Consider the following 15,122-nt stretch of genomic DNA (forward strand, 5'->3'; position numbering starts at 1 on the left):
CGCCCTTCTGCATTACCGTTGACCGGTCGACTTATTCGAAGCTGTTCTCGAACACGCCGTCGGGCAGGGCCGCAGCGGTCGAACCGGAGATGCACCAGCGCGTGAGCGTGCCGAGATCGGCACCCGCGTTGTCGCTGACGGTGAGCCGCCAGGTGCCTGCTCGCAGCTGGCCATCGAAGGCCGACAGCGGGTTGCTCGGCGTGAAGGTGCCGCTGATCGTCGGTGCCGAACCGGCACACTGCGTTTCCACCGCACCACCCGCCGCTTCGTCATCCAGGGTGGTGTTGATGTCGTTGCCGCTGCAGCCATTGGTCGACGCGGGCACGCCCGGACGATCGACGATGGTCACCGTGGTGCCGCTGGTCACGTTGGTCAACTTGTAGATCAGGTCGCCGACCCAGGTGTGGGTCGACTCGATCTTGACGTTGAGGTCGGTGATCGTGGTGCCGCTGGCGATCACCAGATCCGAGGTCACGCCCGCCGGGATGTTGTCCGGAATCGCCAGGTTCGGAGTCGCGCAGAAGAACGCCTCGGTCGTGAACGAGAACGTCGGCGAATTGCTGCCGGCGCCACAGGGATTGGTCGAGCGGACGCGCCAGAAGTACTGGGTCGCGCCGGTCAGCGGCGTCGCGACGGCGTGGCTGGTGCCGGAGACGGACTGGGTGTAGACGATGCCGGTGAAGGCGTTGTCGGTCGCGATTTCCAGCACGTAACTGCCGGCCTGGGTGGACGCGCTCCAGGTCAGGGTCGGCGATACCGAGACGTCGAGTGCGGCATTGGCCGGTGCAGTCAGTGCCGGGGTCGACGGTGCCGAGCTGTACACGCTGAGGGACAAGGGCAAGTCGATATTCTGCGTGCCATTGTTGCCGTTGACATTCATCGCGTAGGTGCCGGCCGTGACCGTCGTGGTGTTGCCGATCGTCAGCGACGCCGCCCCTGCTGCGGGCGCGGGATTCGGTGTGAATGTCGCGGTCGATGGCGCCGGATTTCCGGTCAGGCTCAGCGTCGCCGTCGCGGGCGCTGTCCAGGCTTCGCCGATGGTGAGCGGAAACACCGCATTGGTTCCGGCGCAGATTTCCTGGCTCGGCGACGACGCGCCGAGGAAGCTGCAACTGGTCGGGATGTTGAATCCGTTGGTCGGCGACGTGCTGTTCGCTCCTCCCGACACGGCATTCGAACCCAGACCGAATTCGGCGAAGGCGCGCCAGATCGTGCAGGTGTCGGCGCCGTTGTAGGGCGCAGCATTGGCGGCAGCGATGATGCCGTCGCGGATGTCGGTGAAGGCCGGGTTGCAGATCGCGTTCTTCAGGCCCTGGATCGAGTAGTACATCGCGCGGATGTTGCCCTTGTCTGCGGCAGTGGCGGTGTAGTTGTCGAGGTCGGCGTCATAGCCATGCTTGTCGATCAGTGCCCAGGTGACTTGCCAGTAGGCCTGCGCCCATTTCTCGCCGACACCGTGGGGGACCGCCGAGCCGCTGACATTGGCGTAGGTCCAGAGGTTTTCCTGCGGCTGCGGATTCACCGCCGGATCGCCGTCGTAATAGTCGGTGCGGATGCCGGTGCCGTTGGTCGCCTGATTCAGGGCGTAGGTGCCGATGCTGCGCGTGCGCGTGGTCGCATCGGGCTGTGTGTAATACAGCGACCAGAAGTCGGACAGACCTTCGCCCGCCTGTTGGCTGCCGGTGAGGCAGCTGACATTGCTGGGGCCGCCGACCAGGCGATTCGAGATGCCATGGCCGTATTCGTGGGCGATGATGCCGTTGTCGACATCGCCGTCGCGATCCGGGGTCGGTGCGGTCCACACGAACATCTGCATGGTCGGGCGTTGACCATCCGGCGGCGTGCCGAAGTTCGCATTGTTGGTGCCTTCGCCGTCCTGCGCTTCGGCCTGCACCGAGTCGTTGCCGGTACCGCCGCGACCGTAGTTGTTGACCTGGAAATTGCCGCCGGCTTCGTTGAAGCCGAACGGGTAGGCGATGTCGTGGATCATGTTGTTCATGTAGAACAGGTTCGCGACCGCGCCTGGGCGATAGGCGAGGGTGCCAGGGTCAGGTCCAGCGGGAAGGTGCAATCAAGCGCGACCCCGCAGTCGGGCGAGCTGCCCGGATCCGGCGCGTCGTTGGCATCGGTATCGGTGTAGGCCTGGGCGTTGTTGCCGATGGTCAGCGTCGATTCGGCACCGGCGGCACCATTGGTGTCATGCCAGCCGAACGGCGAGGCCAACGCGGATTCCGGACTGACCTGGGTAGTGCGACCATCTGCAGGCGGCAGCGGCGTCGTGTGGTTCGGACTCTCGCGCGGGACCTCGTAGACCTTGTACTGCGCGTCGGCAATCCAGCTGAACTTGGTCCAGACATTGCCGGTTTCGGCATCGACGGTGAAGTCGGCGATGTCGCGGCCACCGCCACGCTCCCAGATCTGGAAGTTCCAGACCAGGCGCGCTTCACCGGCGCCAATCGGCAACAGCATCAGCTTCGCTTCGATCGGGCGCTTCGACAGGCTCTCGGCATTCATCACCGTCGTGCGCTGCACGCCTTCGTCGCGGCTGGTCAGCGTGATCGGGCCGACGGCACGTTCGATGTGCGCCGCCGCCGCCGTCAGTGCCTGCTCGGCCGTCACCACCGGCTGCGTGCGGTTCACCGACTGCGCCAGGTTCGGCAGGAACAGGTTGTTGACCATCAGGATCCGGCCTTCATTGTCCACCGGCAATTGCAACTGGCCGTTGTAGACGGGCAAGCCCTGGTACATCTGGCGGAGATAGAGGTTGCGGATCGGTGCCGCATTGCTCTGCACGTCGTCGGTGATTTCATAATCCGCGACATCGGCGGCGCTGAGGCCCAGCAGGTCGGCGTGACTCTGCAGGAACGACAGCGCCCGCAGCTTGTTGTCGCCGCCACTCGGGCCGGTCAGGGTGCCGACCGGGTTCGACAGGGTGCGCGTCGCGCCGGTCGCGGCATCGATTTCGTAGCGCAGTTCCGGCACCAAAGCGCGCAGTTGCTGCAGGGCGCTGGCCTGCTCGGCCATCGGCGCACGCGACGCCGGCAGCGTCAGCGTGGTGCGGGCATCGAAGTGGCGACCGGAGTTGCCATCGTCCTTGCCGCTGGCGGCGAGCACGGGCAGGGTCAAGGCCGTGGTGATCAGGCAGGACAGCAGCGAGCGCTTCAACGAAGCGTGAACGATCGACGACATGGATTTCCCCCAAGGATGGATGCGGCGCGGTTAAACCCCGACTATCGCCAAACCGTGCCTGAAAGAAAAGAATAACTTTTGCAAATTGATGGGGGCCGACAGTTTCGCCTGCGTCGTCAGCGATCCTGGCCGAGTCGGCCGACGCGCTGCCACCAGTCCTGCAGGCGCACCATGCCCTCGGTCAGGCTGACCTTGGGCTGGTAGCCGAGGTCGCGCTTGGCTGCCGCGATATTGAACCAGTGCGCGGTCGACAGCTGCTCGGCAAGGAAGGTCGTCATGGGCGGCTCATCCTGCCGCCCGGCAACCCGGTAAACAGTCTCGAACACCTTGCCGGCCAGCTTCGCGATCGTGGGCGAGATGCGTTTGGTCACCGCCGGCTGGCCACAGCTGCGCAGCAGGCGGTTCACCATCTCGTCGAGCGCGATCGGCTGGTCCTGCGAAATGAAATACGGCTTGCCGGCGCAGGCGGCGCCGGGCGCGACGCGATCCAGCGCATCGAGGTGCGCCTGCGCAGCGTTGTCGATGTAGATCGTGTCGATCTTTTTCGGCGGACCGATGAAGCGCAGTTGCCCGGATTTGGCCCGTGCGAGAAGGCGCGGCAGCAAGTGGTTGTCGCCGGGACCCCAGATCAGATGGGGACGCAACGCGACGGTCGCGAGCTTGGCCGAGTTCGCGGCCAGCACGCGCTGTTCCGCCACCGCCTTGGTCGCCGGATAGTGCGACTTGAAATGCGACGGATACGGCAAGCGCTCGTCGCCGCCCTCGATGTCGTGACCGGCGTGCACGACGCTGGGTGTCGAGGTGTGGACCAACTTGCCGATGCCATTCAGTTCGCAGGCACCGAGCACGGCCACGGTGCCGCCGATGTTGGTGCGGCTGTAGTCGTCGAGATTGCCCCAGATGCCGGCCAGGGCGGCCGTATGGATGATGGCGTCGCAGCCCTGGCTGGCGGCCAGCACGCTTTCGAACATCGATACGTCGCCCTGCACCTGCTGCACACCGAGCGCGTCGAGGGCGGCGTAGTGCGAACGGGTCAGGCTCACGACGTCGTCGCCGCGCGCCTTGAGCAGCCGGCAGATCGCTCCGCCGAGGAATCCACCGCCGCCGGTGACAAGTACTTTCATGTGCGACTCCGATGGGTCAGGTCAGGCCGAGATCGGCCTTGTCGGCGCGTTTGCTGGCCCATCGCGCGAGCGCGATGCGGTCGATCTTGGCGTTGTGGCGGATATCCACCGGAAAGCCGGGATGACGCCAGAAGTGGCGGATGACATTGGTCACGTCATTGCGCAGCGCGAAGTCGCGCAATTCGAAACGGACGCGCTTCCAGTCGGCTTTGCTGAGTTCGCCGGTGAGTTCGACGCAGATGCCCGGTACCGCCTTGCCGTTGACGTGCACCCCGACCAGGGCAGTGCGCCGCACCTTGGGATGCGCGTTGAACACGCCTTCGACGATTTCCGGATAAAACACGCCGTTCCCGGTCTCGACGCGGTGGGCCTTGCGGCCGCCGTACCACAGTCGACCTTGCGCATCGAAATAACCGACATCGCCCATGCGATGCCAGGTCCGGCCGTCGTGTTCGATCTTGGCCAGTCGGGTGGCCGAGGCGCGCGCGAAATAGGCCTCGGTGGTGCTCGGGCCGCAGACGACGATTTCGCCGATCGCGCCGGGCAAGACATCGGTGGCGCTGCTGAAATGCTCGATGGCCTCGTCGGTGACCTTGACCAGTCTGACCTGGTTGGCCGGCAGGGGCTTGCCGACGCAAATGCCCTCGCCGCGATGGGTGCGCTCGGCCAGGGCCAGGATTTCGCGACCCTCGATCGCGCAGACCGGCAGGCTCTCGGTGGCGCCGTACGGCGTGAAGATCTCGGCATCGTCCGGCAGCATCGAACGCAACCGTTGCACGGTCTTGGGCGTGACCGGTGCGCCGGCGGAGATCACCCGCTTCACCGTGGTCAGACGCTTGCCGGTCGTGGCGCCGTAATTCGCGAGCACATCGACCAAGGCGGGCGAGCCGAACAAGGTGGTCACGCCGTATTTTTCGATGGTGTGAATCAACTTCACCGGATCGACGCTGCCCGGCTTGGTCGGGTCCATGTCCGGAATGACGCTGGTCATGCCGAGCGCCGGATCGAACAGGGCGAACGGCGGGAAGGTCGGCAGGTCGATCTCGCCGGGCTGAATGCGGAACGCGGCCCGGATCGCGATGATCTGTGCGAGGAAATGCCGGTGCTGGTACTCGACGCCCTTGGGTACGCCGGTGGCGCCACTGGTGAACAGGATGGCGGCCAGCCGGTCGGGCGCCATGGCGGCCGGTGGCACCGGGCCGTGCTTGTCGCCGAGTGCGCGGATCTGCGCATACAGCGCGCCGCCCCAGAACAGCCGCGAACCGCCCACCGTCACCCGATGGGTGATGCTGCCGCGACCCCAGCCGAGCAGTACGCGTCCGACATGTGCCATCGGCACCCCGATGAACGCCTGCGGGCGGGCTTCGTCCAGGCACTGCTTCAATGCCCGGCGGTCGATGCCGGGATCGATCAGGACCGGCACGGCACCGGCACGGAACAGCGCGAACATCAGCACGAACAGTTCGATGCTCGGGCGCACCATCAGCGCCGTTCGCACGCCGGGCCCGATGCCGTAGGCAATCAGGCCCGATGCGAGCAGGCCGACTTCGCGTTCGAGTTCGGCATAGGTCAGCGTCTTGTAGATCGCCACACCGACGGCATCGCGTCCGGCCGGACAATGGATCGCCGCCCGCTCCGGTTGGCGCGAGGCCATGAAGCTGAGGCTGGCAGCGATATTGCCGGTGGAGGCGGAAGCGTTGCCGGTCATGTCAGGCGGCCCGCTCCAGCGCCGTGCGATCGAGGAACTGCCGAACGCTCGGCACGATGCGCTCGTGGGCATCTTCCAGCACGTAGTGGCCGGCGTCTTCGTACACGTTCACCTCGGCCTCCGGCAGTTGCCGCTGCCACTCCGCGAGGAAGGCATCGTCGAACACGAAATCGTGGCGACCCCAGTGGATCTGCGCGGGCAAGCCCGAAAACTGCGACAAGGCCGCGCCGGTTCGAGCCACCAGGGCGAAGCCTGGATCATCCGGCGTCAACGGAATGTCCTGCACGAAGCGCAAGGTGCTGATGCGATGCGCGGGCGTGTCGTAGGGCGAGAGCAGGGCGGCGCGCGTGGCGGGATCAAGGCGTCGCTTCACACCCCAGGTCGCGGCACCGGCGGCAAAGGCATTGCAGCGCGTGATCAGCCAGGCGCCGAGCGCCGAGTCGCGGCCGAGCCTGAGCGTCCACGGCAGCGACATCTTCTTCGGATTCGGAAATGCACCGGTATTCAGGATCACCAGGCGCGCAATCCGTTCCGGATGCCGGCAGGCGTAAGCGAAACCGATCATGCCGCCCCAGTCGTGCACGACCAGGGTATGCCCGGTGGTCGGCAGGCCGCGTTCGTCGATCAGGAACTGCATCAATCGGTCGAGGTCGTCGACGCGGCGTTCCAGTCGATACGGGTAACGATCGTCGCCGGGCTTGTCGGAGTAGCCCATGCCGATGTGATCGGGCACGATGCAGCGATAACCGTCGCGCAGGCCGGAGACGAGGCGACGGTAGTAATAGCTCCACGACGGATTGCCATGCAGCATCAGCACCGGGGCGCCGCGGCCCTCGTCGAGGTAGTGCTGGCGCAGTTGGTCCGGATGCGAAAAAAACTGCGAGGCAAACGGGTAGTCGGGCAGGGCCAAGGGGCGGGCATCCGTCGGATCGGAAGCCGATTCTACGCAAACCAGCGCGACACCAAAGCCTTGACGTCTCGGTCGATCTCGTAGTCCGTTCACGGGATCACGCTGCCGCCATGTTCAGGGGGCGCGTTTCCCGCTATGTTGCACCTTGTTTCACCGCCTGCAGACCCCGTGCGCGCCCGCAAATCCACGACGCCCGCAGCGAGTTCCGACGTCGCCGCTGCTCCCGAAGACTTGTTCGAATCCAACGCTCCCGCCGCCCCGGCGTCGCAGCGCGTGGCCGAATTGCGCTTTGGCCAGGTCGGACTGGCGCAGCTGAAACTGCATTCGAGCGATCCCGCCCGGGTCTTCGGCGAAGTCGAGGCGCGGGTTCTGGCAGCGCCGCAGCTGTTCGCGCTGGCGCCGGTGGTCTTCGACTTGTCGGCGCTCGATGTCGTGCCTTCGGCGCTGGCGATGCGTGCGCTGGTCGATGCCGTGCATGGGGCAGGTCTGCGGCCGGTCGGTTTTGCCGCCGGCGACGCGATGCTCGCGACACTGGCCAATGAACTCGATCTGCCCGTGTTCGCGAAGTTTCGTGCCGAGCGCGAACCGGCGGCGATGGTGGCGCCGGTGATCACGACGGTCATCGACCCCATCGTGACCGAATCCGCACCCGTTCCGGAGCCGGTGATCATCGAAGTGCCGGTGCCGGCCGACGTGCGTCCGGTCGGGCAGCACCATGCCGAACCGGTGCGGTCGGGCCAGCGCTTGTATGCGCGCGGTACCGACCTGACCGTCGCGGCGATGGTCGGTCATGGCGCCGAAGTGATCGCCGATGGCTCGATCCACCTGTATGGCGTGTTGCGCGGCCGTGCGCTCGCCGGTGCCCGTGGCGACACCGCGGCGCGCATCTATTGCCAGAATTTCCAGGCCGAACTGATCGCCATCGCCGGTCAGTACCGCGTTTTCGAAGAACCCGCCCCGGAACTGCATGGCAAGGCCGTGCAGGCGTGGCTGGAAGGCGACAAGCTCAAGCTTGCGCCGCTGTCGTGATCCTTTTGTTGCGTTGACGGAGTAGCTGTCTTGACTGAAATCATCGTTGTGACCTCGGGCAAGGGCGGCGTGGGCAAGACCACGAGCAGCGCCAGCATTGCGATGGGCCTGGCACGTCGCGGCAAGCGCATCGCCGTGATCGACTTCGACGTCGGCCTGCGCAATCTCGACTTGATCATGGGCTGCGAACGCCGTGTCGTGTACGACTTCGTCAACGTCATTCAGGGCGAGGCGACGCTGAAGCAGGCGCTGATCAAGGACAAGCGTTTCGACAACCTGCATCTGCTCGCGGCGTCGCAGACACGCGACAAGGACGCCTTGACCAAGGAAGGTGTCGAGCGCGTGCTGAACGAGCTCAAGGAGATGGGCTTCGACTTCATCCTCTGCGATTCGCCAGCCGGCATCGAGAAAGGCGCGTTCCTGGCCATGTATTTCGCCGATCGCGCCGTCGTCGTCGTGAATCCGGAAGTCAGCTCGGTGCGCGACTCCGACCGCATCCTCGGCCTGCTCGCGAGCAAGACGCGCCATGCCGAAACCGGCGAGAAGCGCGTGACCCAGCACCTGTTGCTGACGCGCTACAACCCGGAGCGCGTCGAGCGCGGCGACATGATGAGCATCGCCGACGTGCAGGAAATCCTCGGTCTCGAAGTGCTCGGCGTGGTGCCGGAGTCGGAGACCGTGCTGGCGGGATCGAATGCCGGCAATCCGGTGATCCTCGATGCCGCGTCACCGGCTGGACAGGCCTATGACGACGCCGTCGCGCGCTTGCTTGGCGAGACCGTGCCTATGCGGTTCACCGAAGCGCCGAAGAAGGGTTTCCTCACGCGTCTGTTCGGAGGCTGACATGGGCATCTTCGATTTCCTGAAACCGCGTGCACCGAACACGGCTTCCGTCGCGAAGGAACGCCTGCGCATCATCGTCGCTCAGGAACGCGCGCAGCGCGATGCGCCCGACTATCTGCCGATGCTGCGCCGCGAACTGCTGGAAGTGCTGAAGAAATACGTCAACGTCGACCCCGATGCGATCCAGGTCAAGGTCAGCCAGGAAGGCGGCCACGAACTGCTGGAACTCTCGGTTGCACTGCCGGACAAGCCGGGCGGTTGATCCCGCGGGATTCGGGGCGTAGCACGCGACGCCCCTACATCAACCCGCAACGCTACGACATCAGCAGCACCCGCAGCAGTTGCGTCCCGAGCGCGAGAAACGCGAGCGGCAGCACGATGGCCTGCAGCAGGAACACGACGGCGAGCGTGACCAGCGGCTCGGCGGCGTTCTCGACGATGTCCTTGATGCGCCCGACGCGTTCACGTACGTCGACCTCGGCCTTGGCCGATTCCCACCAGCGCGCGATCTGCTCGCCGATGCCCGAAGGCTCGGTTCGAGGCACGGGTTCGGCCGCTTGCTGGGCGGCGTCGGTCGTCAACTGCAACTGCGCCTTCGCGGCTTCGAATTCCGGCGTCAGCAAGGTGCGATCAACCAGCGCGGTAGCGAGCGCGAAGCCCGGCACCAGGAAGCGCAAGGCGAGCGCGAACACCAATGCACGTGCTGCCAGCGGTTGCCACGTCATCGCGCGTGACCAGAACCGCGCGACAAGCCACAGGCTGGCCGCGACGCTCAGCGTAAGGTTCAACAACAGGCTGTCCGACAACTGCAGTGCGAACTTCTGGATGCCGAGCGCCGTCAGTGCCGTGAAGGCGAGTGTCGAGAATTGTTCGAGCAAGTCGTTCAGCGGATCGAGCAACTCGCCCGGACTCACGGTCACGCCCACGCCGGCCGGCGACACCGACACGTCCGCGTCCTGGACCAGCGAGATCACGCCGTTCAACGATCGGGCGATCGCGAACGTCGCGAAGCTGCGCTTGAACGCGCCGTCGAGTTCGCTGGATGCGACGCGATCCAGCACGCCGAGCCACGCCAGCGCGACCGCGATGATCAGTGCAACGGTGGCGAGGCGCACCCGCATCAGCGACGCCGCTTCACGGCGGCCTTCTTCGCAGGCGCCTTCTTCTTCGCGGGTGCGGCCACTGCGCGCTTGGGCTTCGCGGCCTTCGCCACACGCGCAGCAACCACGGCCTTCTTCGCCCATTCGACGAAGCGATCGCTGCGCGCGATCACCATCGTCGGCACGCTGAAATAGGCCATCGCCGGCTTGTCCGGGATGGGCTGGAACGGCGTCGATCCGGCGCGCTTGAAGTCCTCGCGATTGCCGTCGCCGATCCGGAAGTAGACGCGATCATCATCGATCACGCCGAAGAACACGCCGCTGCTGTACAGGCCGGCGCCGCCGAACATGCGTCGGATCGCGAGTTCCGGCAAGGCCGCGAGTTGCGCGGCGATCTGGTCCAGCAGTCCCGGCGAAATCGGCATGGCGTGCACCCGTGGCTCGGATATCGTGATCGTTCCCGGTTCGCGCCATGCATGCAAGCGGCGCCGGCTACAATCGCCGCCCAAGTCAGCGGAGCGGCATCTCGATGGACAAACTCACGGGCGCAGGCGGCACGCCGGGCGGCATTCCGATGTTCCTCATCGGATTCGCGATGGCGGTGGCCGGCGGCTACCTGCTGACCAGCCAGGTCACGGTCACGACCGGCTTCTGGACGTTCTTCGGCCAGCATACGTTCGGCTTGTCGTTGCTGCCCTTCATCATCGGCGTGTTGATGCTGTTCATGGATGGTCGCTCGAAGCCCGGCTGGCTGCTGTTGCTGGCGGGCGTGGTAATCATCCTGGTCGGCATCCTGATGAACCTGCGCATCTATTTCGAACCGACCAGCCTGTTCAATACCCTGTTGATGCTGGTGCTGCTGTTCGGCGGCATCGGCCTGATCGCGCGTTCGCTCAAATCCCTCTGATATCGCACCAAACCGTTTCGGCGTAGCATTCCGGCCCAAGACTTGCATCGGTATTGGCGATGGCCAACGCACGGACCCGCTACGACACGATCCTCGATTACATGGTGCGTCGGCACGATGCAGTGGCTGGACAGTTGTACGGCAAACCCGCTGCGCTGCTGCATGGCGAGGCCTTCATGGTCTACCACTTCGATGGCCTCGCGTTCCGCCTGCAGGGCCGCGCGCGCCTGAAGGCGACGACCCTGCCCGGCGCGAAATACTGGGACCCGAAGGGCGGCGACGTGCCGAGCATGGCCTGGGTCAGCATCCCGACCGCGCATTTCCTGCGCTGGGACGGCTTCGCGATCGACGCCCTGCACCAGTTGAAGGATGGCGTCGGCAAGCGTCCGGTGGCCGCACCCGTCGTCGGCCCGCCGCAAGCCCCGCCCGCGTCCATGCGCTGGGCCGAGAACATCCAGAACCTGTTGGCCAAGATCCAGTCGCTGCAACTGGCGCCGCAAGAGGCTCGCCCGGAAAAGCCGAAGAGCCGGTTCGGATGATCGTGCGGATGTTCGGCTGCGTTTGCCGACACGCCGTGTTGGTCCTGGCGCTTGTTGGTGCGGGCTGCAACGACACTGCTCTGCCTTCAGACGAGCACACGCCGACGCAGCCTGACGTCGGCCAGATCGGCCGATTTCTCAATTGCACCGCGCCGCCCAGACGCTCGCTTGTCGAGGCGGAGCAATGCCAGTTGGCGTTGTTGCGGCAGGCCTGCACGCCGTTCAAGGATTGCCTCGTCAGTTGCATCTCCGCACCCGATGGTCACCGCGTTGGCGGTGGTTGTGCGCATGTATGTGCTCGCGTGCCCAGTGTTCCTGGGGATCGGCTGCCGGATGGCTTCTTCGAATGTTTCGAGCCACAGGCGTCGGTTCAATGAATGACGTGCTCCGGGTGTTCTTCGACGAGCTGCTGGCCCTGGGTGCCAGTTTTGACGATCGAATACGGCTCGGACCGATGGAAAGGGATGCGTCGGGCGACATGCCTCTTCATTACGCGGCCTATCAAGGCCGCGTTGATATCGTGCTTGCGTTGATTGCAGCCGGTGCACCGATCAACGCTGCGGGAGAGACGGGATACACACCCTTGCACTACGCCATCGAACGAGGTCGTTCGGAGGTGGTGTTGGCGCTGATGGCATCAGGCGCCGATCCGTCATTGTGCGACGCGACCGGGCGCAGCGCTCGCGTGTATGCCGAGGACCTGGGGAATCTTGCTGTGATCGTTGCTGTGGGGCGCTAGAAGGTATTTGGCATGACCGATGCTTTGTCCTCAATCGCCCATTGGAGTCGGGACATGATGCAATTCGATCCTCGTGCCGCCGATCGCATCCTGATCGCCTTCGCGGTCGGATTTCTGCTGGCCGGGGGCTACGCCCTGATGCGGTCTCTGAATCAGGGTTATTCCGGCGAACTCGCGGGTGCAAACCTGTTCTTCGTCGGGATGTTCTGCGGCGTGCTGGCGGCCGTCGCGTCGACTTTGGCGTCCACGATGCAGTCATGGTTCGGGACTGGCAAGCGTGCCACGTCGTTGCGGATGTTGTTGTCGGGTATCGGTGCTGCGGGGCTGGTGTTGGCGCTGATCGCGCTCAATGTCGGCCGGCCCCATTTGATCAGTGCGCTCGGATTTGTGTGCATCATCGGCACGATATCCGCTGCCTGTGCTTGGATCGCAGAGCGATTGCGGCCCGCCCACGCCGCAGTCTGCTGAGGGTGCTCAACTGCCCAGCGCCGCCAGTTCCTTCTTCGCCGCATCGAAGAATTCGCGTTCCTTCTTGCGGTAGTACGCGGGCGCGGCCTTTTCGCGTTTGAGGACGCCTTCGTAGATGCCGCGGGCTTCCCGGACGCGGCCGGTCTTTGCGAGTAGTCGGGCGTAACGAAGGCGCGCTTCCTCGCCCGGGAACGAGAGTTCGAGTACGCGGTATTCGTCGAGCGCCTTCTCGGAATCGCCGAGCGCTTCGAGCGTGGTCGCGTACAACAGATGACCGTCGTTCGAGCGGTAGTCCGGGTGCTTCGCGATCAGGTGCTCGAGCGTGGCGCGGGTTTCCGCGAACAGGCCGAGGCCGGACTCGGCGCGCGCGCGACCAAGCAGGAAGGTCGGGTCGTCCGCGTACGGGCCGCTGAGACAGCGTTCGTACAACACGCGCGCGTTCTGGTAATCACCGAGTTGCAGGCACTCTTCGGCGAGACGGACACGGTTCTGCACGGTGTCGGCGATATCGAGTTGTGCAGCGATCTCGCGCTTGCGCTTTTCCGGATCGATGCTGCGCGCCACGTTCGCGACGACGCGCTTCGTGGTCCGGCTGTTGCGGATCTCGGGCAGGATCTCGACCAGGAAGTACGCAAGACAGCCGACGAAGGATCCGATCAGGATGATGATCGGCCAGTACTGCACGCGGCCGCTGCGGACCGCGTGCACGATGCACGCGATCTGCAGGGCGATCGACAGGATGGCGAGGATCGGCACGCGTCTACTTCGTGCGTTCGGCTGCGGATGCGTCGCGCGCCGCGCGGAACTCGCTGGCCTCGCTCCAGGACGGCCACACGCCCGGCTCGGACAGCTTCTTGCCGGCGTCGAAGTAGATGTTCAAGTCGTCGATGATGCCGGTGTAGTCCCAGTTCGGATCGAACTCGTCCGCGGGCTTGTGATAGCGGTTCGCCGTGTAGTCGTCCGACCATTGCTGGCCGTAGGCCGCGCCCTTGTCGGCATGCGTCACGCCAGCCCGCGCATACAGGGCCGGCACGCCCTGCTTGGCGAAGTTGAAGTGATCGGACCGGAAGAAGAAGCCCTTTTCCGGCGACGCTTCCGGTTCCATCGTGCGGCCCTGCGCCGTCAACAGTTGCAGCAGCATCAGTTCAAGATCGCTCGATTGACCCTGGCCGATGACGCCCATGTCGAGGTTGCGGCCGCGAATCGGCAACGCGTCCATGTTGATCACCGCCGCCATCTTCGCGAGATTGACCGGCGGATGGGCGGCGAAGTATTTCGAACCCAGCAGGCCGGATTCCTCCAGCGTCGGCAGCAGGATCACGATCGAACGTGCCGGCTTCGTTTCCAATGCCGCGAAGGCATGGGCGATTTCGAGCGCTGCGGAGACGCCGCTGGCGTTGTCGATGGCGCCATTGAAGATGTGGTCCTCGCCTTCGGGGCCATCCTTCTTGCCGAGATGGTCCCAGTGACCCATGTACAGCACTGACTCGTCCGGCCGCGTGCTGCCCGGCAGGATCGCCACGGCATTGTGCGAGAACTTGTTTTCGATGGTGCTGCGGATCGTCGTGTTCAACTTGGCATTCAGCGGCACGGCCTTGAAGCCCGGACTGTCGGCGTCGATCTGCAACTTCGAAAAATCCCGGCCGTCGGCCGCGAACAGGGCCTTGGCCGCATCCATCGAGATCCAGCCTTGCGCCGGCAGTCGCGGCTCCGGATCACCCGAACGCGGCAAGTCGTGCTGTTCGCCGCTCCACGAATTCACGACCACGTCCCAGCCGTAACCCGCGGGCTTTTCGTCGTGCACGATCAGCGCGGCGGCGGCACCCTGGCGCGCGGCTTCCTCGAACTTGTAGGTCCAGCGGCCGTAATAGGTCATCGCGCGACCCTTGAACAAGGTCTCGTCACCACGCAGGAAACCGGGATCGTTGACGAGAATGACCACGGTCTTGCCCTTGACGTCGAGGCCGGCATAGTCGTTCCAGTTTTGTTCCGGTGCGATCACGCCATAACCGACGAAGACGATCTCGCTGTCGTTGATCTGCACTTCGGGTAGTTCCGAGCGCGACCCGATGGCCATCTCCTTGCCCATCGCCAACACTTGTTCGCTACCCGCGACCTGGATGTGCAGCGCAGTCGACGGATCGGCCGTCGTCGAGACCATCGGCACGCGCTGGAAATAGGTCGCGCCATCGCAGGGAAAGGCCTTGCACGGTTGGCCGTCGGCGATCGCCGGCAGAAACCCGATCCGGCTGAATTCGTTTTCGAAATAGTTCAGGGTCAAACGCTCGCCCAACGAGCCCGGGCCGCGGCCTTCGAACTCGTCGGAGGCCAGCGTCTGGATGTGTTTGGCGAGATCGTTCGCATCGATCGCCGCGCTCATCTTCGCCTTGGCCGGATCGCCGTGCATCTCGACATAGGCCGGCTTCAGCGGCGCGGGTGGTGGCACATCCGGGGGCGGGGCATCGCTGCCGCAGGCGGCGAGCAACAGGGAAGCGGGAATCAGGATCCGACGCATCGGCGTACTCCAGTCAAACGGACACCGATTCTAGCCGGGCGAGGCCCCGGC

16 protein-coding genes and 1 pseudogene are annotated in these 15,122 nt (G+C 65.0%); 7 read left to right on the forward strand and 10 right to left on the reverse strand.

What is annotated here, in order from left to right; all coding sequences use genetic code 11:
* Positions 1-31 precede the first annotated feature (31 nt).
* From IPP28_04010 to IPP28_04030, 5 genes and pseudogenes are all read right to left on the reverse strand, one after another.
* Positions 32-880: a proprotein convertase P-domain-containing protein gene (locus IPP28_04010; GenBank protein MBL0040216.1), complete on the reverse strand. Its 849-nt coding sequence runs from the start codon at positions 878-880 to the stop codon at positions 32-34.
* Positions 881-1,081: 201 nt separating this feature from the next.
* Positions 1,082-3,024: pseudogene (locus IPP28_04015) on the reverse strand (M36 family metallopeptidase).
* A 281-nt stretch (positions 3,025-3,305) separates the two neighbouring features.
* Positions 3,306-4,313, reverse strand: coding sequence for an NAD-dependent epimerase/dehydratase family protein (locus IPP28_04020; GenBank protein MBL0040217.1), 1,008 nt, complete (start codon positions 4,311-4,313; stop codon positions 3,306-3,308).
* Positions 4,314-4,329: 16 nt separating this feature from the next.
* Positions 4,330-6,021, reverse strand: coding sequence for an AMP-binding protein (locus tag IPP28_04025; protein MBL0040218.1), 1,692 nt, complete (start codon positions 6,019-6,021; stop codon positions 4,330-4,332).
* A 1-nt stretch (position 6,022) separates the two neighbouring features.
* Positions 6,023-6,832, reverse strand: coding sequence for an alpha/beta fold hydrolase (locus IPP28_04030; GenBank protein ID MBL0040219.1), 810 nt, complete (start codon positions 6,830-6,832; stop codon positions 6,023-6,025).
* A 234-nt stretch (positions 6,833-7,066) separates the two neighbouring features.
* On the opposite strand from IPP28_04030, the gene minC reads away from it, so the two are divergent.
* The 3 genes from minC to minE are packed head-to-tail and all read left to right on the forward strand — an operon-like array spanning position 7,067 to position 9,065.
* Positions 7,067-7,960, forward strand: coding sequence for a septum site-determining protein MinC (minC, locus tag IPP28_04035; protein MBL0040220.1), 894 nt, complete (start codon positions 7,067-7,069; stop codon positions 7,958-7,960).
* A gap of 30 nt (positions 7,961-7,990) precedes the next feature.
* Complete coding sequence (gene minD / locus IPP28_04040) at positions 7,991-8,803, forward strand: septum site-determining protein MinD (GenBank protein MBL0040221.1); 813 nt, start codon at positions 7,991-7,993, stop codon at positions 8,801-8,803.
* Between the two features lies 1 nt (position 8,804).
* Positions 8,805-9,065: a cell division topological specificity factor MinE gene (minE, locus tag IPP28_04045; GenBank protein ID MBL0040222.1), complete on the forward strand. Its 261-nt coding sequence runs from the start codon at positions 8,805-8,807 to the stop codon at positions 9,063-9,065.
* A gap of 52 nt (positions 9,066-9,117) precedes the next feature.
* Here the strand turns inward: minE and IPP28_04050 are convergent, their stop codons facing one another.
* Together IPP28_04050 and IPP28_04055 are read right to left on the reverse strand one after the other, a co-directional pair.
* Positions 9,118-9,924, reverse strand: coding sequence for a hypothetical protein (locus IPP28_04050; GenBank protein MBL0040223.1), 807 nt, complete (start codon positions 9,922-9,924; stop codon positions 9,118-9,120).
* Positions 9,924-10,328, reverse strand: a complete 405-nt coding sequence (locus IPP28_04055; protein ID MBL0040224.1) for a TfoX/Sxy family protein — start codon at positions 10,326-10,328, stop codon at positions 9,924-9,926. The genes IPP28_04050 and IPP28_04055 overlap by 1 nt, the downstream gene beginning before the upstream one ends.
* A 104-nt stretch (positions 10,329-10,432) precedes the next feature.
* Here IPP28_04055 and IPP28_04060 point away from each other — a divergent pair, with 104 nt between their 5' ends.
* Both IPP28_04060 and IPP28_04065 read left to right on the forward strand, forming a co-directional pair.
* The gene (locus IPP28_04060) at positions 10,433-10,810 is read left to right on the forward strand and encodes a hypothetical protein (GenBank protein MBL0040225.1); all 378 of its coding nucleotides are present in this window, start codon (positions 10,433-10,435) and stop codon (positions 10,808-10,810) included.
* Between the two features lie 59 nt (positions 10,811-10,869).
* Positions 10,870-11,349, forward strand: a complete 480-nt coding sequence (locus IPP28_04065) for a hypothetical protein (GenBank protein MBL0040226.1) — start codon at positions 10,870-10,872, stop codon at positions 11,347-11,349.
* Between the two features lie 86 nt (positions 11,350-11,435).
* Here IPP28_04065 and IPP28_04070 read toward each other — a convergent pair whose 3' ends face one another.
* Positions 11,436-11,639, reverse strand: coding sequence for a hypothetical protein (locus IPP28_04070; GenBank protein ID MBL0040227.1), 204 nt, complete (start codon positions 11,637-11,639; stop codon positions 11,436-11,438).
* 83 nt (positions 11,640-11,722) lie between these two features.
* Here IPP28_04070 and IPP28_04075 point away from each other — a divergent pair, with 83 nt between their 5' ends.
* Together IPP28_04075 and IPP28_04080 are read left to right on the forward strand one after the other, a co-directional pair.
* On the forward strand, positions 11,723-12,088 hold the full coding sequence (locus tag IPP28_04075; protein ID MBL0040228.1) for an ankyrin repeat domain-containing protein: 366 nt from the start codon (positions 11,723-11,725) through the stop codon (positions 12,086-12,088).
* 12 nt (positions 12,089-12,100) lie between these two features.
* Positions 12,101-12,556, forward strand: coding sequence for a hypothetical protein (locus IPP28_04080; protein MBL0040229.1), 456 nt, complete (start codon positions 12,101-12,103; stop codon positions 12,554-12,556).
* A gap of 6 nt (positions 12,557-12,562) precedes the next feature.
* On the opposite strand, the gene IPP28_04085 is transcribed toward IPP28_04080, so the two are convergent.
* A complete protein-coding gene (locus IPP28_04085; protein MBL0040230.1) occupies positions 12,563-13,312 on the reverse strand; it encodes a tetratricopeptide repeat protein in 750 nt (249 codons plus the stop codon).
* A 4-nt stretch (positions 13,313-13,316) separates the two neighbouring features.
* Positions 13,317-15,071, reverse strand: a complete 1,755-nt coding sequence (locus IPP28_04090; protein ID MBL0040231.1) for a M28 family peptidase — start codon at positions 15,069-15,071, stop codon at positions 13,317-13,319.
* Positions 15,072-15,122 lie beyond the last annotated feature (51 nt).

It is taken from the genome of Lysobacterales bacterium (genome assembly GCA_016721845.1).
Lineage (GTDB): Bacteria > Pseudomonadota > Gammaproteobacteria > Xanthomonadales > Ahniellaceae > JADKHK01.